Origin of the sequence: Rhizobium album (assembly GCF_003122325.1) — a bacterium.
Taxonomy (GTDB): Bacteria; Pseudomonadota; Alphaproteobacteria; order Rhizobiales; family Rhizobiaceae; genus Metarhizobium; species Metarhizobium album.
On the sequence record NZ_QFBC01000027.1, the window covers coordinates 1 to 18770 of the forward strand.

17 protein-coding genes, 2 pseudogenes and 2 riboswitches are annotated in these 18770 nt (G+C 59.7%); of the genes and pseudogenes, 12 read left to right on the forward strand and 7 right to left on the reverse strand.

Features of this window, described 5'->3' with window-relative positions; all coding sequences use genetic code 11:
• Both DEM27_RS31290 and DEM27_RS31295 read left to right on the forward strand, forming a co-directional pair.
• The coding region (locus DEM27_RS31290) for a tyrosine-type recombinase/integrase (protein WP_205908995.1) at positions 1-1029 on the forward strand (1029 nt) is incomplete at its 5' end.
• Positions 1022-2026, forward strand: a complete 1005-nt coding sequence (locus DEM27_RS31295) for a tyrosine-type recombinase/integrase (protein ID WP_109462168.1) — start codon at positions 1022-1024, stop codon at positions 2024-2026. The genes DEM27_RS31290 and DEM27_RS31295, both read left to right, overlap by 8 nt.
• 48 nt (positions 2027-2074) lie before the next feature.
• Here DEM27_RS31295 and DEM27_RS31300 read toward each other — a convergent pair whose 3' ends face one another.
• From DEM27_RS31300 to DEM27_RS31310, 3 genes are read right to left on the reverse strand one after another with little or no spacing between them, the layout of a single operon-like run.
• On the reverse strand, positions 2075-2575 hold the full coding sequence (locus DEM27_RS31300) for a flavin reductase (RefSeq protein ID WP_109462169.1): 501 nt from the start codon (positions 2573-2575) through the stop codon (positions 2075-2077).
• A 26-nt stretch (positions 2576-2601) separates the two neighbouring features.
• Positions 2602-3630, reverse strand: a complete 1029-nt coding sequence (locus tag DEM27_RS31305; RefSeq protein WP_109462170.1) for a methionine synthase — start codon at positions 3628-3630, stop codon at positions 2602-2604.
• Positions 3631-3656: 26 nt separating this feature from the next.
• Positions 3657-4640: a DUF1852 domain-containing protein gene (locus DEM27_RS31310; RefSeq protein ID WP_109462171.1), complete on the reverse strand. Its 984-nt coding sequence runs from the start codon at positions 4638-4640 to the stop codon at positions 3657-3659.
• A gap of 324 nt (positions 4641-4964) precedes the next feature.
• A riboswitch (cobalamin riboswitch) is annotated at positions 4965-5170 on the forward strand.
• A 32-nt stretch (positions 5171-5202) separates the two neighbouring features.
• Between DEM27_RS31310 and DEM27_RS31315 the strand changes: the two genes are divergently transcribed.
• From DEM27_RS31315 to nrdF, 6 genes are all read left to right on the forward strand, one after another.
• On the forward strand, positions 5203-6105 hold the full coding sequence (locus tag DEM27_RS31315) for an acyl-CoA thioesterase (RefSeq protein ID WP_245446255.1): 903 nt from the start codon (positions 5203-5205) through the stop codon (positions 6103-6105).
• Positions 6106-6107: 2 nt separating this feature from the next.
• Positions 6108-7019 (forward strand): LysR family transcriptional regulator, encoded by a 912-nt coding sequence (locus tag DEM27_RS31320; protein ID WP_109462173.1) that lies wholly within the window; start codon positions 6108-6110, stop codon positions 7017-7019.
• A gap of 75 nt (positions 7020-7094) precedes the next feature.
• A riboswitch (cobalamin riboswitch) is annotated at positions 7095-7317 on the forward strand.
• A gap of 243 nt (positions 7318-7560) precedes the next feature.
• On the forward strand, positions 7561-7782 hold the full coding sequence (gene nrdH / locus DEM27_RS31325; protein WP_109462202.1) for a glutaredoxin-like protein NrdH: 222 nt from the start codon (positions 7561-7563) through the stop codon (positions 7780-7782).
• 10 nt (positions 7783-7792) lie between these two features.
• A complete protein-coding gene (gene nrdI, locus DEM27_RS31330; protein ID WP_109462174.1) occupies positions 7793-8203 on the forward strand; it encodes a class Ib ribonucleoside-diphosphate reductase assembly flavoprotein NrdI in 411 nt (136 codons plus the stop codon).
• Positions 8173-10332 carry a class 1b ribonucleoside-diphosphate reductase subunit alpha gene (gene nrdE / locus DEM27_RS31335; protein ID WP_109462175.1) on the forward strand — a complete coding sequence of 720 codons (2160 nt, stop codon included), beginning with the start codon at positions 8173-8175 and terminating at the stop codon, positions 10330-10332. The genes nrdI and nrdE overlap by 31 nt, the downstream gene beginning before the upstream one ends.
• Before the next feature lie 15 nt (positions 10333-10347).
• Positions 10348-11337 (forward strand): class 1b ribonucleoside-diphosphate reductase subunit beta, encoded by a 990-nt coding sequence (gene nrdF / locus DEM27_RS31340; protein ID WP_109462176.1) that lies wholly within the window; start codon positions 10348-10350, stop codon positions 11335-11337.
• A 210-nt stretch (positions 11338-11547) separates the two neighbouring features.
• Here the strand turns inward: nrdF and DEM27_RS34265 are convergent, their stop codons facing one another.
• The 4 genes and pseudogenes from DEM27_RS34265 to DEM27_RS31360 form a co-directional block, all read right to left on the reverse strand.
• Positions 11548-11715: a hypothetical protein gene (locus DEM27_RS34265; protein ID WP_165823706.1), complete on the reverse strand. Its 168-nt coding sequence runs from the start codon at positions 11713-11715 to the stop codon at positions 11548-11550.
• A 428-nt stretch (positions 11716-12143) separates the two neighbouring features.
• Positions 12144-12944, reverse strand: coding sequence for an SDR family oxidoreductase (locus tag DEM27_RS31350; protein WP_109462177.1), 801 nt, complete (start codon positions 12942-12944; stop codon positions 12144-12146).
• 42 nt (positions 12945-12986) lie between these two features.
• A pseudogene (locus DEM27_RS31355) lies at positions 12987-13742 on the reverse strand (IS6 family transposase).
• A gap of 84 nt (positions 13743-13826) precedes the next feature.
• Positions 13827-14182: pseudogene (locus DEM27_RS31360) on the reverse strand (recombinase family protein); the annotation flags it as partial.
• An 834-nt stretch (positions 14183-15016) separates the two neighbouring features.
• Between DEM27_RS31360 and DEM27_RS31365 the strand changes: the two are divergent.
• From DEM27_RS31365 to DEM27_RS31380, 4 genes are read left to right on the forward strand one after another with little or no spacing between them, the layout of a single operon-like run.
• On the forward strand, positions 15017-16123 hold the full coding sequence (locus tag DEM27_RS31365; RefSeq protein WP_109462178.1) for an L-dopachrome tautomerase-related protein: 1107 nt from the start codon (positions 15017-15019) through the stop codon (positions 16121-16123).
• A gap of 8 nt (positions 16124-16131) precedes the next feature.
• Positions 16132-17214: a catalase family protein gene (locus tag DEM27_RS31370; RefSeq protein WP_109462179.1), complete on the forward strand. Its 1083-nt coding sequence runs from the start codon at positions 16132-16134 to the stop codon at positions 17212-17214.
• Between the two features lie 23 nt (positions 17215-17237).
• Positions 17238-17750, forward strand: a complete 513-nt coding sequence (locus DEM27_RS31375) for a (2Fe-2S)-binding protein (protein WP_109462180.1) — start codon at positions 17238-17240, stop codon at positions 17748-17750.
• Positions 17747-18760: an FAD binding domain-containing protein gene (locus tag DEM27_RS31380; protein WP_109462181.1), complete on the forward strand. Its 1014-nt coding sequence runs from the start codon at positions 17747-17749 to the stop codon at positions 18758-18760. Before DEM27_RS31375 ends, DEM27_RS31380 begins: the two co-directional genes overlap by 4 nt.
• The last annotated feature ends 10 nt before the right edge of the window (positions 18761-18770 follow it).

The following is an 18770-nucleotide window of genomic DNA, read 5'->3' on the forward strand; positions in this document are numbered from 1 at the left end:
GGGCTACGCTCGCGTCGATCAAACCAGGCTGGCGGCCGTGGCTCTGCCGTGGCCGGGAGCGTGCGCATGACCGGGCCCGCCACGATGTTGTCTCGCGCCGAGGCCTACCTCGCTTATCGCCGAAACCTTGGCTTCAAGCTCAGAATTCCGGGAAGACAGATCACCTCCTTTGCCCGATATGCCGACGACAGCGGACACGAAGGGGCCCTCTCCTCCGATATCGCACTCCGCTGGGCGAAGGCCGGCGCGACAATTGCCGACCCCTTCACTTGGGCAAAACGCCTGGAGGTGTTGAGACCATTCGCGGCCTTTCTCGCGGCAGAGGAAGGCGGAACGACGTTCCCGGCCACCAATCCTTTCGGTCGCACCAAGCGGCGGCTCGCGCCGCACATCTTCACGATGGAGGAGATTACGGCGATCATCGAAGAGGCGCATCGTATTCGTCGCGTTCAGGCAGCTGGGACGCTGATGATGCCTGCCCTGATCGGCCTACTGGCCTCGACTGGGCTGCGGATAGCGGAAGCGCTGGGCCTACAGATCCGGGATCTGGACCTCGAGGCTGCGCAGCTCTTAGTGCGGAAGGCGAAATATGGCCGCCAGCGACTGGTCGCCCTCCATCGGACGACTGTTGCCGCACTCGAGACCTTCCTTGATCGGAGGAACGCGATATTCCCATCGAGGCCGGTCGATCCGGTCTTCATGAGCGAGCTATCGGGCGAAGAGCTAAACTACTCGAACGCCTGGCACGCCTGGTTCCGGATTACCCAGAGGCTGGGTATCCGGCCGCGCGGTGGCCACCCGTTCGTGCGCATCCATGACCTTCGGCACAGCTTTATATGCCGCCGGCTTATTCTATGGCAGCAAAGCGGAACTGAGATCGATGCAGCAACGATGATGCTGTCTACCTATGTCGGCCACGCCAATCTGCTCGATACCTACTGGTATATCGAAAGCGTCCCCGAGCTCATGGCAATTGCCGGCAGTCGATTCGAAGGTGCCACCTCCATTGGAGGCGACTTCAATGGATGACACCACACCTTCCTTTCCAACACTGCTGCAGCGCTTCTTCGTTGATCATCTTCGCCAGCAAAGGGCAGTAAGTCCTTGCACAGTCGCGGCCTACCGAGACTCGTTCAAGCTCCTGTTGGCATTCGCAGAAAAGAGGATCGGGAAATCTCCCACAAGCCTGACCTTGCCCGACCTCAACGCCGATCTCATTTTGGCCTTCCTGGATCACCTTGAGCGTGATCGAGCAAATAGTGTCAGGAGCCGAAATGCACGGCTTTCCGCAATCCGGGTCTTCCTCAAATATGCCGCGCACGAGGATCTGACCGCGCTGGCGGTCATCGAACGCAGCCTCGCCGTCCCGCAGAAGCGACATGACAAGGGAGTGCTCGGCTTTCTGACCCGGCCCGAAGTCGAGGCGCTTATTAATGCGCCCGATCCGAAAACCTGGGCCGGCAGGCGTGACCGGGCACTGTTTGCATTCCTCTACAACACTGGCGCGCGCGTCTCGGAGGCTATTGACCTTCAGACCGGTAGTGTCGTTCTTGAGACTGCGCCGGTCGTCCACCTGCATGGGAAGGGACGGAAGCGCCGAAGCGTTCCGCTCTGGAATGAAACTGCACGAACGTTGAAGCGATGGATGCAGGATCTTCATGATCGCGGGGCGGATGCCTACCTCTTTCCAAACAGTTCGGGTGGGCGCCTATCCCGATCCAGCGTCAGGCAGCGCCTCGACCTCGCCGTGGATACTGCCGGTAGAAACGTTCCATCGATCAGGGCAAAGGCGATATCGCCGCATACCTTCCGGCACACCACGGCAATGCACCTGCTGCAGTCCGGTGTCGATCTGACCGTGATCGCGCTTTGGCTCGGGCACGAGGATATCAGCACGACGCATGTCTACATGGAGGCTGACCTTGCGATGAAGGAAGACGCGCTCAGTCGGCTTCAGCCCGTCAACGCGACAGGTGTTCGCTACCGGCCGCCCGACAAATTGATGCAATTCTTGCAATCGCTTTGACATTGCCGCTCCCGGAGGTCCGACCGGGAGCGGTCCGACCTTCGGGACCTAGACGCGGATATAGCGGCGCATGCAATAGAGAAGCGCTGCCTGTTCTTCATTTTCACGAACGCCGACAACGCGCCCGAAGAGAATTCGATGGGTTGCCTCATCGACGGCGTTGGTGAGTTCGCATTCGAAGCTGACCGAGGCATTGACCAAGACCGGGACACCGGTAACACCCTCTGTCCAGTTGCCATGTGCAAATCGATCCTGTGTCGGTGTCTTCCCGCCAAAGACGTTCGAGATATCTTCCTGGCCGGGCATCAAGGTGTTGACGCAGAAATGGCGCGTGTTCTCAAATGCATGAAAACACGAACTTGCGCGATTGATGCAGACCAAAAGCGTTGGTGGCGTGTCGCTGACACTGCAAACCGCCGAGGCGGTGAATCCATAACGCTCGCCATCAGACCGGGTGGTCACCACGCTGACCGCCGAGCCGAGGCGCGACATGCCGTTGCGAAACGTGTCCGTGTCCACGATGCCGAAGCGGTGTTTCGCCATGTTCATGTCGGCCTCCTGCTTTTAGGCCAGCATCAGGCCGAGAGTTCTTTCCGGACGATTTCCGCGCCTGCGGCGAGAGCATTCAGCTTGCCGCGTGCGACCCGCCGGGACAGGGGTGCCATCCCGCAATTCGTGCAAGGGCAAAGCTTGTCGGCATCGACGAACTGAAGTGCCTTTCGCAGGGTCGCGGCGACTTCTTCTGGGGTTTCGATGACTTCGCTCGCCACGTCGATCGCCCCGACCATCACCTTCTTGCCTCGGACAAGCTCGATGAGATCCATCGGCACATGAGAGTTGTGGCACTCCAGCGAAATCATGCCGATGCTGGATTTCTGCAGCTTCGGGAAAGTTCGCTCATATTGCCGCCACTCCGATCCCAGGGTTTTCTTCCAATCGGTGTTGGCCTTGATACCGTAGCCATAGCAGATATGGACAGCGGTCTCGCATTTCAGTCCTTCGATCGCCTTCTCCAGGGTAGCGACGCCCCAGTCGTTTACCTCGTCAAAGAAGACATTGAATGCGGGTTCGTCGAACTGGATAATGTCGACGCCGGCAGCTTCCAGCTCTCTGGCTTCTTCGTTGAGGACCTTGGCGAATTCCCAGGCGAGCTTTTCGCGGCTCTTATAATGGGCATCGAAGAGCGTATCGATCATCGTCATGGGACCTGGCAGTGCCCACTTGATGGGTTCCTTGGTCTGCTGACGCAGGAACTTGGCATCTTCAACGAAGACCGCTTTGGGGCGAGACACGGCACCAACGACCGTCGGCACACTCGCATCGTAGCGATCACGAATCCTGACTGTCTCGCGCTTCTCGAAATCGACGCCATCAAGGTGCTCGATGAAGGTCGTGACGAAGTGCTGCCGCGTCTGCTCGCCATCACTGACGATGTCGATTCCAGCCTGCCGCTGATCGTCCAGGGACAGACGCAGCGCGTCCCTCTTGCCTTCAACCAATTCCTCGTCTTGCAATTTCCACGGCGACCAGAGTTTCTCGGGCTGCGCAAGCCACGAGGGTTTTGGCAAGCTGCCGGCGGTCGACGTGGGCAACAGTCTTTTCATGATGGCAAACCTTGTATTTTGGTGTTTCAGGCGGCGTAGTTCGCAGACCACTGCTCAAGAATGGCCTTGTACGGCTTGATGAAGTGCTCCTCGGCGAATTTCCCCTGCTCGACGGCCAGTCGGCTGCGCTCTTCGCGATCGTAGACGATCCGTGTCAGTGAATAGTCCTGATGCTTGAGACTTGGCTGGTAGCAGGCGCCCGCCGCGGAATTGGCGTTATAGATTTCCGGGCGGTAGATCTTCTGGAACGTCTCCATCGTGCTGATGGTGCTGATCAGCTCGAGATTGGTATAGTCGCCAAGCAGGTCGCCGAGAAAATAGAACGCCAGCGGCGCTACGCAGTTCGGCGGCATGAAATAGCGAACCTGCAATCCCATTTTCCGGAAGTATTCATCCGTCGATGAGAATTCATTCTGCAGGTATTCGACGCCCAGCACGGGGTGCTGGTTGTCCGTGCGATGGTAGATCTTGCTGCTCGATGCGCTCAGGCAGATGACGGGTGGCTTGCTGAAATGCGCCTTGTAGGCGTCGGAGTTCAGGAAGCATTTGAACAGGTTTCCATGCAGATCACCGAAATCGTCCGGCGCGCTGTACTCGGGCCTATTCCTGTTGTGCTCCGGCAGCACGACGCTGAAGTCGTAGTCGCGCACATAGGAGGAGAAATTGTTCCCAGCGATGCCCTCGATGCGCTCACCAGTCCTGCGATCGACGATGTTCGTCTTCAGGATCTCTATCAACGGGAAGGCATCATTGCGGCTTTCGGCACCAATGCTCATCTCAACCGAAATGATGTCGAGTTCGACGGCATAGCGGTCGCCCTTGGGGTTGTCCCAGTAAGCCAGAGCGTTGAAACGATTGTCGATCATCCTCAAGGCGTTGCGCAGGTTCTCCTGGCGGTTCTCCCCCCTGGCCAGGTTTGCGAAGTTGGTCGTGATCCGCGTGCTCTCCGAGGGGTGATAATCCTCGTCGAAAGAAATCTTCGTAATATTGAAGTCGAAATCTCTACTCATCGCGATCGGGCGTCCTAAAGTTCGGGATGGGTCCTGAATTCTCGACATGGTCCAGGATGCATCGGATTCTTCGTTGCCCTTGGTCAGCAGCAGCAGCAGTCAGGCTGCGCAAGCTGGAGGGCGATGCGCGTTTTATGCCTGAGAGATCGATCGGGAAAAATTGGTATTATCTCACGGAAGTATGAGCCGTGTTCATGATTGCCGGACCGCACGGCTCGACGCCTTGGAATCTGAAATTCTCAATCACGTCTTCAGGCGGAGGCATCGAGATTTCCGCTTTTGCCAATTCCATTCGGGGCATCTTGACCGCTTGAGCCGCATGCGACATTGGTTCGTCATCGCGGTTCTCAGGATGACAAGTCCGGAGCTAAGAGGGAATTCGGTGAGGGTGTTGCCGCCTGAAGCCGAAGCTGCCCCCGCAACTGTACGCGGCGAGCGACGGTCCATCATGTCACTGAGGCAAGCCTCGGGAAGACGGACCAGAGCAATGACCCGCAAGCCAGGAGACCTGCCGCGATAGATAACGTCCACGGGCGGGGTGTCCCGGAGTGCCGCTTTCGCGATGGGCACTCCCGTGCCGTCGTCTCTGCGTCATGCCAGTGCCCGGCCGCAAGCTGATGGTAGTGCGATGACAGAGATTACGACGACAGAAAAGCCAGTCCAGCACGGTTCGACGACCAGGCTCATCGATATCGTCTTTCCCGGAGATACCAATCACCACGGCACCCTCTTCGGAGGGACAGGGCTTGCGCTAATGGATCGGGTTGCTTTCATCGCAGCGACGCGTTTTGGTCGCGCGCCCTTCGTGACCGCCTCGTGTGAACGGATCGACTTCAAGCAGCCCGCGCGCGTCGGGAACATCGTCGAATTCACGGCGATACCGGTCAAGGCGGGGCGCCGCTCCCTGACCGTGGAGGTCGAAATGGCGGCGGAGACCATTGTCGGTCACCAGCGGCACATCTGCACGCGCGGCATCTTCAACATGGTCGCGATACCGGAAGGCGAGCACGCGCAGAGTTATGCCTTGCCCGACCTGGTAGCAGCGGACGTCCCGGATACCAAGGACGCCGTTGCGATGGTAGAGATCGTGTTTCCGGATCAGGCGAACAGCGTCGGCCGGATGTTCGGGGGCGAGGCCATCGCCTACATGACCAAGGCCGCATTCGTTGCGGCGTCCCGCTACGCCGGCAAGCTGGTGGTTCTTGCTTCATCCGAGCGTATCGATTTCGCAAGGGCGATCGAGATCGGTGAAATCGTCGAGGCGCAGGCACGGGTCGAGCGCATCGGCCGCACTTCCATGTCCATCGAGACAAAACTCTGGTCGGAAAACCTTCTGACGGGCGAGAGGCACGTTACGGCAACCGGACATTTCACCATGGTTGCTGTCGACAAGGACCATCGTCCGATTCCTGTGCGCGACAATGGTTCGGCGGATGTCGTTTGCGATAGCCAAGGGCGGGCGTAACCATGCTGGACAGGCAACACCTTTCCATCCTGCGAGAAGTCGATCGCCTGGGCAGTCTGACCGCTGCGGCCGAGCGGCTGAACGTGTCCCAGTCGGCTCTCAGCCACACGATCCGCAAGCTGGAAGAACGCTTTGGCGTGGCCATGTGGGAAAAGGATGGGCGCAACCTTCGGCTCACCGAGGCGGGCCGCTACATCGTAAGGCTGGCGCAGCGCGTTCTGCCACAGATCGAGAGAGCCGAGGATGTCCTATCGGATTATCGCGACGGCCAGCGAGGCTCGCTCAAGATCGGCATGGAATGCCATCCCTGCCATCAATGGCTGATGGGTGTCACAAAGCCCTACCTTATGGAATGGGCGGACGTGGACCTTGAACTGACCACATCATTTGCTTTCGGCGGGGTTGCTGCCCTGGCAGGCTACGAAATCGACATTCTGATCACGCCCGATCCGATCGAGACCCCCGGGATTCAGTATGTGCCCGTGTTCGACTACGAATTGGTGCTTGCCGTACCAGTCGATCATCCGTTGGCGGTAAAACGTCACGCCGATCCCGCGGATTTGCTGCAGGAAACACTCTTCACATATCCTGTGCCGCCGGAGCGGCTAGATGTCTTCACGCATTTCCTTGTGCCCGCGAATTGTCGGCCTCGCCACCATCGCAATGTCGAGACCACGGAAATGATGCTTCAGCTTGTCGCGGCAGGCCGTGGGGTTAGTGCCATTCCTGATTGGCTGGTGCGTCGGGAGGCGGCAGTGCTCGGGGTTCATCCGGTCCGCATCGGTCGGAACGGAATCCAGAAGAGCATCCATCTCGGCCTTAGAAGCGGGGACGAGGCTGTAGATTTTATTTCCGGATTCCTCGCAACGTCGCGCCAGACGTCAGCGTCCTATGTGATTTCTCCTTCCAGATAAGTTCGCCGAGATTGTAATCCCCAATGTTTTTCTTGGGTCACAGTCATAGGCGTTGACGAAAAGTTCACTACGTCTACTATATCTTGTGTTCGGGGTTCTCTCGATTCGTAAGGATCGGAGCTAAGACGGGAATACGGTGCGTAGCTTCCATGATGGATGCGCAATGCCGTAGCTGCCCCCGCAACTGTAAGCGGTGAGCATCTGTCCGACAAAGCCACTGAAGTTTCGTGCTTCGGGAAGGCGAGGATGGATGCAACGACCCGTGAGCCAGGAGACCTGCCTCAGAGCGTAACGTCCACGGGCGGGGTGTCCGGTTGGTCGCGTCGATACGCGCAATGTTAGCGCGTGCGCGCAGCCTTTGATCCCCGCATGAGCAAACTTCGGGGTGAGGTCCATGATTAGTCGTTCAGTTCATCGTAAGCGCGAGTAGTGTCGGGCTACGCCGTGTAGGCGCGTTCCTTTTCCCATTTCTAATCCTTCGTGCGGGCGTCGGCGGACGACCGGACGGATCCCTATGCCTTTAGCATCCTACGAGGACACCATGAGCATCACCGTCTACAGCAAGCCAGCCTGCGTCCAATGCACCGCGACCACCCGCGCCCTCGATCGCCAGGGGATCGATTACACCATCATCGACGTATCAACCGATAGCGCCGCCTATGAGCTTGTTCAGGGCTTGGGCTACCGTCAGGTTCCCGTCGTCATCGCTGGAGAACAGCATTGGGCGGGCTTCCGCCCTGACATGATCAGCGCGCTCGCCTGAGCGGCGTACGATGGGCGAGATCGTCTATTTTTCCAGCCGGTCGGAAAACACCCATCGCTTCGTCGAAAAGCTTGGCCTACCGGCCCGGCGCATTCCCATAACAGGCGAGACGCTCGAAGCCATCGCGCCCTACGTGTTGATCCTACCGACCTATGGCGGTGAGGGCGGCAGGGGAGCCGTGCCCAAACAGGTGATCCGCTTCCTCAACGATGCGGCAAACCGCTCGAACCTCCGCGGCGTGATTGCTGCGGGCAACAGCAACTTCGGCGAGACCTACGGGCTTGCCGGCGACATCATCTCCAAGAAATGCCAGGTGCCCTACCTCTACAGGTTCGAGCTGCTTGGCACCGCCGAGGATGTCGCCAATGTGAGACACGGATTGGAACGATTTTGGACACGGCAGTTCTCGAACGCCCTGTAAAGCCGCACGCCGCCGAAACCGGGCTGGATTATCACGCGCTGAACGCGATGCTGAACCTCTACGATGAGGAAGGCAAGATCCAGCTGGACAAGGATCGGCAGGCGGCCAAGCAGTATTTCCTGCAGCACGTCAATCAGAACACGGTGTTCTTTCACAATCTCCGGGAGAAGCTCGATTACCTCGTGACGGAGGGCTACTACGAGCAGGAGGTGCTGGACCAGTATTCGTTCAATTTCGTCCGCGATCTGTTCGACCACGCCTATGACAGGAAGTTCCGCTTCCCGACCTTCCTCGGCGCCTTCAAATATTACACCAGCTACACGCTGAAGACCTTCGACGGAAAGCGCTATCTGGAGCGCTACGAGGACCGCATCTGCATGGTGGCGCTGACGCTGGCGCGCGGCAACGAAGCGCATGCCCGCGACATGGTCGACGAGATCATCTCGGGCCGCTTTCAGCCGGCGACACCGACTTTCCTCAATGCGGGCAAGAAGCAGCGCGGCGAACTCGTCTCGTGCTTCCTGCTCAGGATCGAGGACAACATGGAATCAATCGCCCGCGGCATTAATTCGGCGCTGCAGCTCTCCAAGCGCGGCGGTGGCGTGGCGCTGTCGCTGACCAATCTTCGCGAAGCCGGTGCGCCGATCAAGCAGATCGAGAACCAGTCCTCCGGCGTGATCCCAGTGATGAAGCTCCTCGAGGATTCGTTCTCCTACGCCAACCAGCTCGGCGCTCGCCAGGGCGCGGGAGCGGTCTATCTCAATGCCCATCATCCCGACATCATGCGCTTCCTCGATACCAAGCGGGAGAACGCGGATGAGAAGATCCGCATCAAGACGCTGTCGCTCGGCGTCGTCGTGCCGGACATCACCTTCGAACTCGCGAAAAACAACGAGGATATGTACCTCTTCTCGCCCTATGACGTGGAGCGCGTCTATGGTGTGGCTTTCAGCGAGATATCGGTCACCGAGAAGTACCGCGAGATGGTGGCCGACAGCCGCATCAAGAAGAAGAAGATCAAGGCACGCGACTTCTTCCAGGTGATCGCCGAAATCCAGTTCGAGAGCGGCTACCCCTACATCATGTTCGAGGACACGGTGAACAAGGCGAACCCGATCGCCGGGCGCATCACCATGAGCAATCTGTGCTCGGAAATCCTGCAGGTCAGCGAAGCCAGCGAATACAACGCCGATCTCTCATACGAGCATATGGGCAAGGACATCTCCTGCAACCTCGGCTCGCTTAATATCGCCAATACCATGGATTCGGCTGATTTCGGCAAGACGATCGAGACCGCCATCCGGGCGCTGACGGCGGTCTCGGACATGAGCAACATCACCTCGGTGCCCTCCGTCGCCAAGGGCAATGCCGATAGCCATGCGATCGGGCTCGGGCAGATGAACCTGCATGGCTATCTCGCCCGCGAGCGGATCTTCTATGGGTCGGAAGAGGGCGTCGATTTCACCAACATGTACTTCTACACTGTGACCTACCACGCCATCCGTGCCTCGAACCGGCTCGCCGTCGAGCGGGGCCAGAGCTTCAAGGGCTTCGAGAATTCGAAGTATGCATCGGGCGAATATTTCGACAAGTATACCGAGGCCGAATGGAAGCCCGCGACCGCGGGCGTGGCCGAGTTGTTCGAGACGGCAGGGATCCACATTCCGACGCAGGAGGACTGGCTGGAACTGAAGCAGGCCGTCATGGAAGGCGGGCTCTATAACCAGAACCTGCAGGCCGTACCGCCGACCGGGTCGATCTCCTACATCAACCACTCGACCTCCTCGATCCACCCGATCGTCTCGAAGATCGAGATCCGCAAGGAAGGCAAGATCGGCCGCGTCTACTATCCGGCCGCGTTCATGACCAACGACAATCTTGATTACTACCAGGATGCCTACGAAATCGGGCCGGAAAAGATCATCGACACCTATGCGGCAGCCACCCAGCATGTCGACCAGGGCCTGTCGCTGACGCTGTTCTTCCGCGATACCGCGACGACGCGCGATATCAACAAGGCGCAGATCTATGCGTGGAAGAAGGGCATCAAGACCATCTACTATATCCGCCTTCGCCAGATGGCGCTGACCGGCACGGAAGTGCAGGGCTGCGTCTCCTGCGCCCTCTGATCTCAGGTGAGCAACATGAACATCCAGGTAAAAAACAAGGCCCCGAAGGCTGCCGCCGCCGTGCGCGCCATCAACTGGAACCGCATCGAAGACGACAAGGACCTCGAAGTCTGGAACCGGCTGACCGGCAATTTCTGGCTGCCGGAAAAAGTGCCGCTGTCGAACGACATACCCTCCTGGGCGACGCTGAAGCCGGAGGAGCAGCAATTGACGATCCGCGTCTTCACCGGACTGACGCTACTCGACACGATCCAGAACGGCGTCGGCTCGGTGAAGCTGATGGCGGATGCTGCGACCCAGCATGAGGAGGCCGTTCTTTCCAACATCTCCTTTATGGAGGCGGTGCATGCGCGCTCCTATTCGTCGATCTTCTCGACGCTGTGCTCCACGCCTGACGTCGACGACGCCTATCGCTGGTCGGAGGAGAACGAGTTTCTGCAGCGCAAGTCGGCGCTGATCATGGAGCAGTATGCATCCGGCGATCCGCTGAAGAAGAAGGTCGCCAGCGTTTTCCTCGAGAGCTTCCTGTTCTATTCCGGCTTCTACCTGCCGATGTTCTGGTCGAGCCGCGCCAAGCTGACCAACACTGCCGACATGATCCGCCTGATCATCCGCGACGAGGCCGTTCACGGCTACTATATCGGCTACAAGTTCCAGCGCGCCGTCGAGCGCATGCCGGAAACCAAACGCCAGGAAATCAAGGACTTTGCCTTCGATCTGCTGATGGAACTCTACGACAACGAGGCCAAGTACACCGAAGCGCTCTACGATGGAGTCGGGCTGACCGAGGAAGTCAAGAAGTTCCTGCATTACAACGCCAACAAGGCGCTGATGAACCTCGGATATGAGGCGCTGTTCCCGCCGGAGGCATGCAAGGTGAACGCGGCAATCCTCTCGGCCCTGTCGCCGAATGCCGACGAGAACCACGACTTCTTCTCGGGTTCTGGATCGTCGTATGTCATCGGCAAAGCTGTGGCTACAGAAGACGAAGACTGGGATTTCTGATCTCATTTTTGTGGCGGTCCGGATCCTTTGCTCCCAACCGCCCAACGTTTTTCTCGCCGCCATGGGTGGCGCATCCGGTGTCGCGGTTCGCGAAACGACCGACTAGGATCACAGGCGCGCCTGAACGGGTTCGCCTGTTCCTTATTATGTGCAGCTAAAAACTGCGAACGCCTTGTGAGCTGCCGAGAGGGAGAGCGTGGTGAACATAAGTCACCACGGCTCATATTCGTGCACGATCTCAAGATCGTCTTCGTCATCGAGTTCGTCGGACGGAAGGACGCCGAATTCGTCGCCGGATTTGAACAGGGTGATCGGAACCATGAGGTTATTGCAGAGGTGGAAGGCGTGTGACTGGGCGAGGGAAAGATCGTGTGCCATGTTCAGGTGCTCCATCGGACGCGGGCCAATTCCCGCTGATGGCTCCTCAATGGAACAGGGACGGTCGCGATCACCGCGAAGGCGCAGACGGAGCGGCGGCAGCTTGCTAGCCGACCCCTTGAGGGTTGATCGACGGAGATCCGGACCTGGTCCAGGACGCCATCACAAGAAGCGGGATTGGAGTGCTTCTGGTGCTGTAATCTGACTGCGCACGGTCTTCGGTCTGGAGCTTGAGAGAGCTGCTGTCCGGCAACTTGGCCTAGATTGCGACGAAACACGCCAATACTGTCAAATTTGACAGATATTACAATTACTTACAAAATGTGGCGTAATAACAATTATGGAACTTCATTTATTCATGGCCGCTGCTGACCGCGCATCCTCTACGTGGCCACACGCTGAGGGAAGCCGCGTCGGGGGTTCCGCGACTACCCTCCCTCCCCTAAAAGTGTCATCTTATTTTCGGGATGCGGGCTGTCCTCATACGCTCCCCAGATCGACTGATCGAAATTGATCGTGGCACCCGTCATGAGGCCGCTTTCCTCCGACGAGAGATAGGCGCAGGCACGGGCCACTTCGGCGGGATCGACCAAGCGACCGAAGGGCTGACGGGCGGCGGCTTCGTCCAGCCAGTCGGCAGGCGCGCCGTGATATTCCCGCTGGATGCGATCTTCACCATCGCTTACCATCCAGCCGATGTTCAAACCATTGCAGCGGATGCGGTTCTTGAGAAGGCCAAAGGCGACATTGCGGGTCAGCGTGTCGAGTGCGCCCTTGGAGGCGCAATAGGCGGCGATGAAGGGCTGGCCAGCCATGGATGCCATCGAGGAGATGTTGACGGTTGTGCCTTCGACACCATCACGCAGCATCAGCTTCACCGCATCCTGGATCAGGAAGAAGGGGGCACGGGTGTTGATCGCGAACATGCGGTCAAACAGCGCTTCATCCGTATCAAGAATGGTACCGCGATCGGTGATCGCAGCAACATTCACCAGCGCATCGATGCGGCCAAACTTTTCATCGGCAGCCGCGATGACGCGGCTACAGTCGGAGACCACGCCCAGATCGGCGGCAACGAAATGCACTGGGATGCCATAGCGGTCGGTGATCTCATACGCTTTGGCTTCGCCTTTCTCGCGGCTGCGGCCACAGATGACCAGGCCCTTTGCTCCGCGCTCGGCAAAAAGCCGCGCGACTTCCGCGCCCAGCCCCTGCGGGGCATGTCGCAAACATTTTCGGAGCGCGTGATTATCCTCTGAGCATCCTTGTTTTCATGCTTTGTTAACCTTTTGCAGTCCGAAGAGGCGCCCGAGCAGATCGTTCTGATCGTTGACGGTCCACTGGCCGGAAAAAGCCGAAGCCCTTCTTCAGCCAGAGCATGGCTTCGAAATACGGCGATTGTCCGCCGCGCGGTTTTAAAGGATTGGAAGCCGCCGATCTTGGGCATGTTCTTCTTAACCCGAAAATGGTCACTCTCGATGCGTTGCTGGAGGTGTATTGTGACATAGTGCACAGGGTTTGGCTGAAGCAGACCACCATCCACCGATGTTTTAATCGCGGATGGAAATGTATTAGCACCGTCCGTCCCGATCTTTGCCGGCGATAGCAGGGGCTCGTCCTTCAGCATTTTGCGGAAGAACCGCTTGGCGGCATCGAGATCGCGCTTAGCAGTCAGCAGGAAATCGACCGGATCGCCGTGTTTATCGATGGCTCGGGACAGATAGCGCCACTTGCCGCGGATCTTGACATAGGTCTCATCGATCCGGACCGAGCCGCAATGGGGTCGCCGAAACTGCCGCAGCCGCTTTTCGATCATCGGCGCACAAGCCAAAACCCAACGGTTGACGGTGCTATGATCGACCTCGAAGCCCCGCTCGCGAAACATCTCTTCCAAGTCACGATAGCTAAGCGGGTAGCGCAAGTACCAGGCAACCGCCTGTACAATCAGCCACGCTTCGAAAATGCCTGCCTTTGAAATCGTCCTTCGACTGGCGCTTCAGCTTCTCGGCAATGGCATTCAAAACCATGGCTTGCTCCGCAACTTTCTGAGCGGCAAATTCCATGCCTATAGTCAACATACGGTTAAGCCAAAAAATTTGCGACAAGCCCGGTTCACGGTTGAGGTCGAGGAAATATTCCGCCATCGCGCCCTGCAGATGCAGGAAGAACCGGCCTTGGGCGGTTTCGCTGTCCAGATGCTCTGTAACTTGATGTTGTCGGTGCGCAGCTTGTCGATCGTGCGCATCATCTCCAGCAGCGAGCGGCCAAACCGGTCGAGCTTCGAAACAACCATAACGTCTTCTGGACGCAGATAGACGAGAGCGGCGTCGAACTCCGGCCGCTTGGTGCCGGCCTTGCCAGATTTCTTCTCCTCGAAGATCTTCTCGCAGCCGGCATGCAAAAGCGCGTCCCGCTGCAGGTCGAGGTTCTGTTTGGCGGTCGAGGCGCGGATATAGCCGATGAGCATGTTAGGATATTAAAACGAAAGCTTTTCCCTACAATAGTTTTCCTGACATATTCTCCTTACACTAAGACTGCCAAAATCCAGGGCAAAGCCAAGGATGATTAGAATGTAAGGAAAACGATCATTTTCCGAACACTCGCGTTTCGCGTGCTGAATTTCGGTGCAATCTGTTGACATCTTCTGGGTGTAGACGTCGCTACGGCTGGAGATAGGACGCCGTGATTGCAACTTTCGGCACGGAAGGGGTGGAAAGGCGACGGTCTGCTTCTGAAACGGATTAGCGATGAGCTGCCATTCGTGACAGCCGCCAGTTTTCCCTCAAACGATCGAATTTTGGGAAAGCTCAGGACTTCCAAAATCGCAGCAGCATCGAACCGGAATGCGATGGATGCGCGGTTAGACCAGTTAACCCGCGATAGATGGTCCGAGATTTAGAAACCGGTCGTTTTGGGTCCGTCGTCCAGTGGCCCTTTCCGTAAAACGTCCAACGGTCTTAGTTCGTAGTAGCCCCCACGATGACCGTAGTTGTTTCACCCGGCATGCCCCATATCGGAAAATGAATGCTGTGCGCAAACCAGTGCAACGACGCTGACGGGAATGCCGCTAGCGCGCGGCTGGCCTGACCCAGCAGGCACCACCGGGTCTTGTCTGCCCCGACCAATTACGGTGTCGAACCCCGTGAGCTCTGGGTGGCAACGGCTAATGCATTTACACGCCCGTGCGATTAGGATTCTGTCTAATCTGTTTTATCTTCTGGTTTTCCTGGAACAAATCATGGACCACGTTTGTTGACCACCAAACCGCCGCGGGTCGCGTCCGGTAAAAGGGAGCAGCCCGATGCGGAAGTTCGGTGTTTTGATCGGGTTGGGAGTTGTCACGGTAGCGCTGGCAAACGCCGCCTTTGCCCAGACTGGACGCAGCGCCGCGCTGACGCAGGTGGCGCGCTTCGACCACCAGGTTACCGGCGTCGCCGTCACTGCCGATGGACGCCGGTTCGTCAACTTTCCACGCTGGACCGACGACGCGCCGATCTCAGTTGCCGAGGTGATGGCCGACGGATCGCTTCGGCCTTATCCCGACGTCAAGTGGAACAGCTGGCGTAACGCCAAGGCGAACAAGATGTCGGTCGGCGAGCACTTCGTCTGCGTCCAGTCGATCGTTCCCGACGGCCACGGCAATCTCTGGGTGCTCGATCCCGGCGCGCCCGGCAACGAGAAGATCTTGGAGGGCGCGCCGAAGCTCGTCCGCATCGACCTGAAGACGAACAAGGTGACCAAGGTCATCGCAGTGCCAGGCGACGTCGCGCTGCAGGGCACCTACCTCAACGACATCCGCTTCTCGCCCGATGGTCGGACCGGCTACATCACCGATAGCGGCACGCGCGGAGCAATCATCGTCGTCGACCTGGGCGACGGAAAGAGCTTCCGTGCTCTCGACGGCCATCCGTCGACCCAGATCGACAAGAGCGTCACCGTCGCGATCGAGGGCAAGCCGCTTGTCCGCCCCGATGGGCGTCAGCCCGCGTTCGCCTCCGATGGCATTGCGATCTCGAATGACGGGAAGACGCTGTACTGGCAGGCGCTGACCGGAAAGACGCTTTTTTCGATCGCCACAGACAAGCTGCGCGCCGACGTCAGCGAGCGCGACCGCGGTGGCGCGGTGCAGACCGTCGCCACCACCGCCGTCGCCGATGGGCTGTGGATGAGCAAGGCGGGGACGCTCTACATTACCTCGCCCACCGATTATTCGATCCGGCGGCTCGCCGGGTTAAAGACGGAGATCGTCCTGACCGATAAGCGGCTACGCTGGCCCGACACCTTCGCCGAAGGGCCCGATGGGACGATTTACGTCACCGCCAGCCACATCCAGGACACGCCATGGTTCACGCCGGGCGCTCCCCCGTCGATCCGCACCGAGCTGTACTCATTCGTTCCGACCCGTTGAGGATCGCTATGACCTACCTGCGCTACCGCGACGACATCGAGACCCCCGAGCCCGGCGAACAGGAAACGATCGACGGCATCATCCAAGGCATGACGCATCAGAGCGAGGCGGTCGAGAAGCGCGAGCAGCACGCCGTGCGCGCCAGCCATGCCAAAAGCTCGGCCTGCGTCGTCGGCACGCTGACGATCGCGGACGACCTTCCGCCGGAGCTGGCGCAGGGACTGTTCGCCACGGCGGGCAGCTACGACGTCGCGATCCGCTTCGCCCAGGGGCCGGGCGAAACGCTGGACGACCGCGTGTCAACCCACCGGGGCATGGCGATCAAGGTGTTTGGAGTCGAGGGCGAGAAGCTGCCCGGCCACGATGCACCGACCCAGGATTTCGTGCTGGCCACGGGGCGCACCTTTCCGTCGGGCACGGCGAGCGGCTTCCTCAGCGACGCGAAGAAGATCGGGGCGGCGACGCCGATGCCCGAGGGCGTGAAGAGTACGGTGTCGTCGCTGGCACGCAACTTCAACAAGGTGCTGGGCCTGTTCGACACAGCTTCCGCAAAGGCGGATTTCTTTGGCCATCCGTTCAGCCACCCGATCGGCGACGATTATTTCAGCCAGGCGCCGGTGCGTTATGGCGATTACGTCGCCAAGCTCGGCGCGGTGCCGGCGTCGCAGACGCAGGACGCGCTGAGCGATTGGCGGCTCGACCCGCACGCGGACGAGGACGGCTTCCGCCACGCCGCGATCGACTATTTCCGTGACCATGAGGCGGTGTTTGAGCTCAAGGTCCAGCTCTGGGCGAACGCGGAGACGCAGCCGATCGAGGACGCCTCGATCGAGTGGCCGTCGCAGGACAGCCAGTATCGCACCGTAGCCACGATCCGCATCCCTGCGCAGGAGGCGTACAGCCCGGCGCGCGTGCGCTACTTCGACGAGGTGATGACCTTTCGTCCCGCGAATAGCCTGGCCGCGCATCGGCCGCTTGGATCGGTGATGAGGGCGCGGCTGCAGGTGTATCGTGCGCTGTCCGCCTTTCGCCACCGCGAGAACGGGGTCGCCGAGGAAAACACCGCCGACATCACCGCCATCCCGGCCTAACCCGAAGCAGGAAAGCGCCAATCATGCCGACAGCCATCAACTCCGCCACATACGCCGCCGTGCCGATCGGCACGGTGCCGACCACGCTGACGATCAACGGTGAGACGCGCACCCGCGCGATCGAACCCTGGACGACGTTGCTCGACCTGCTGCGGGAAGGCGAAGACCTGATCGGCACCAAGAAGGGCTGCGACCACGGCCAGTGCGGCGCGTGCACCGTGCTGATCGACGGGCGCCGCATCAACTCGTGCCTCAAGCTGGCGGTGACGCTGGACGGTGCGGAGATCACGACGATCGAGGGGCTGGGTCAGCCGGGCGACCTCCACCCGCTGCAATCCGCCTTCTGCGACCACGACGCGTTCCAGTGTGGCTACTGCACGCCTGGCCAGATCTGTTCCGCGCAGGGCCTCATCAACGAAGGCAAGGCCAGGACTCGGGACGAGGTTCGCGAGCTGATGAGCGGCAATCTGTGCCGGTGCGGCGCCTATTCGAACATCATCGATGCGGTGCTCGACGTGATCGGAGAAAAGGCATGAACCGCTTCGACTATGCCCGCCCGACCAGCGTCGCCGAAGCGGTGCAGGCAGGTGCCGGAGAGCAGGTCCGCTATCTGGCGGGCGGCACCAACCTGATCGACCTGATGAAGGAGAACGTCGATCGGCCGATTACGGTGATCGACATCAACCGGCTGCCGCTGGACGCGATCGAGGAGCTGGACGGCGGTGGACTGCGGCTGGGCGCGCTCGTGCCGAACGCCGATACGGCCTGGGACGCGCGGGTCGAGCAACGCTATCCCTTGCTGTCCTCCGCGATCCTTGCCGGCGCCAGCCCCCAGTTGCGCAACGCCGCGACCAATGGCGGCAACCTCAACCAGCGCACGCGCTGCTATTATTTCTATGACGTCGCCACGCCCTGCAACAAGCGCAAGCCGGGCTCCGGCTGCGGCGCGATCGGCGGGGTCAATCGCATCCACGCCATCCTGGGCGCGAGCAACCAGTGCATCGCCACGCACCCATCGGACATGTGCGTCGCGCTGGCGGTGCTCGACGCGACCGTCCAGGTGACCGGTCCGGACGGCGACCGAGCGATCCCGATCGCCGATTATCATCGGCTGCCCGGCGACGAGCCGTGGCGCGACAACACGCTGAAGCCCGGCGAATTGGTGACGGGCATCGACCTGCCGGCCGAAGATTTCACCCAGAACTACACCTACCTGAAGCTGCGCGATCGCCTGTCCTACGCCTTCGCGCTGGTTTCGATAGCCGTCGCGATGCGGGTCGAAGGCGGCACCATCGCTGAAGCGCGGGTGGCGCTCGGCGGCGTTGCGCACAAGCCATGGCGCAGCAGGGAAGCCGAGAAGCTGCTGAAGGGACAGCAGCCGTCGCCGCAGGCGTTCGGCGCTTTCGCCGACGCCCTGCTCGCCGAGGCGGTCGGTCAGGGCGAGAACGACTTCAAGATCCCGCTCGCGCGCAAGGGGATCGTCCGTGCGCTGAAGCAGGCCGCCGAAGCCACCCCGCAATCGCAGACCGACAAGCGCGTCGCTTAAGGAACAGACA

What these genes read in the sequence shown, in the direction of transcription:
- DEM27_RS31370 (WP_109462179.1), top strand. Translation starts at nt 16,132, where the DNA reads ATGACCTACCTGCGCTACCGCGACGACATCGAGACCCCCGAGCCCGGC.
- nrdH (WP_109462202.1), top strand. Translation starts at nt 7,561, where the DNA reads ATGAGCATCACCGTCTACAGCAAGCCAGCCTGCGTCCAATGCACCGCG.
- DEM27_RS31375 (WP_109462180.1), top strand. Translation starts at nt 17,238, where the DNA reads ATGCCGACAGCCATCAACTCCGCCACATACGCCGCCGTGCCGATCGGC.
- DEM27_RS31365 (WP_109462178.1), top strand. Translation starts at nt 15,017, where the DNA reads ATGCGGAAGTTCGGTGTTTTGATCGGGTTGGGAGTTGTCACGGTAGCG.
- DEM27_RS31305 (WP_109462170.1), bottom strand. Translation starts at nt 3,630, where the DNA reads ATGAAAAGACTGTTGCCCACGTCGACCGCCGGCAGCTTGCCAAAACCC.
- DEM27_RS31300 (WP_109462169.1), bottom strand. Translation starts at nt 2,575, where the DNA reads ATGAACATGGCGAAACACCGCTTCGGCATCGTGGACACGGACACGTTT.
- DEM27_RS31380 (WP_109462181.1), top strand. Translation starts at nt 17,747, where the DNA reads ATGAACCGCTTCGACTATGCCCGCCCGACCAGCGTCGCCGAAGCGGTG.
- nrdI (WP_109462174.1), top strand. Translation starts at nt 7,793, where the DNA reads ATGGGCGAGATCGTCTATTTTTCCAGCCGGTCGGAAAACACCCATCGC.
- DEM27_RS34265 (WP_165823706.1), bottom strand. Translation starts at nt 11,715, where the DNA reads ATGGCACACGATCTTTCCCTCGCCCAGTCACACGCCTTCCACCTCTGC.
- nrdF (WP_109462176.1), top strand. Translation starts at nt 10,348, where the DNA reads ATGAACATCCAGGTAAAAAACAAGGCCCCGAAGGCTGCCGCCGCCGTG.
- DEM27_RS31320 (WP_109462173.1), top strand. Translation starts at nt 6,108, where the DNA reads ATGCTGGACAGGCAACACCTTTCCATCCTGCGAGAAGTCGATCGCCTG.
- DEM27_RS31295 (WP_109462168.1), top strand. Translation starts at nt 1,022, where the DNA reads ATGGATGACACCACACCTTCCTTTCCAACACTGCTGCAGCGCTTCTTC.
- DEM27_RS31310 (WP_109462171.1), bottom strand. Translation starts at nt 4,640, where the DNA reads ATGAGTAGAGATTTCGACTTCAATATTACGAAGATTTCTTTCGACGAG.
- DEM27_RS31315 (WP_245446255.1), top strand. Translation starts at nt 5,203, where the DNA reads ATGGGCACTCCCGTGCCGTCGTCTCTGCGTCATGCCAGTGCCCGGCCG.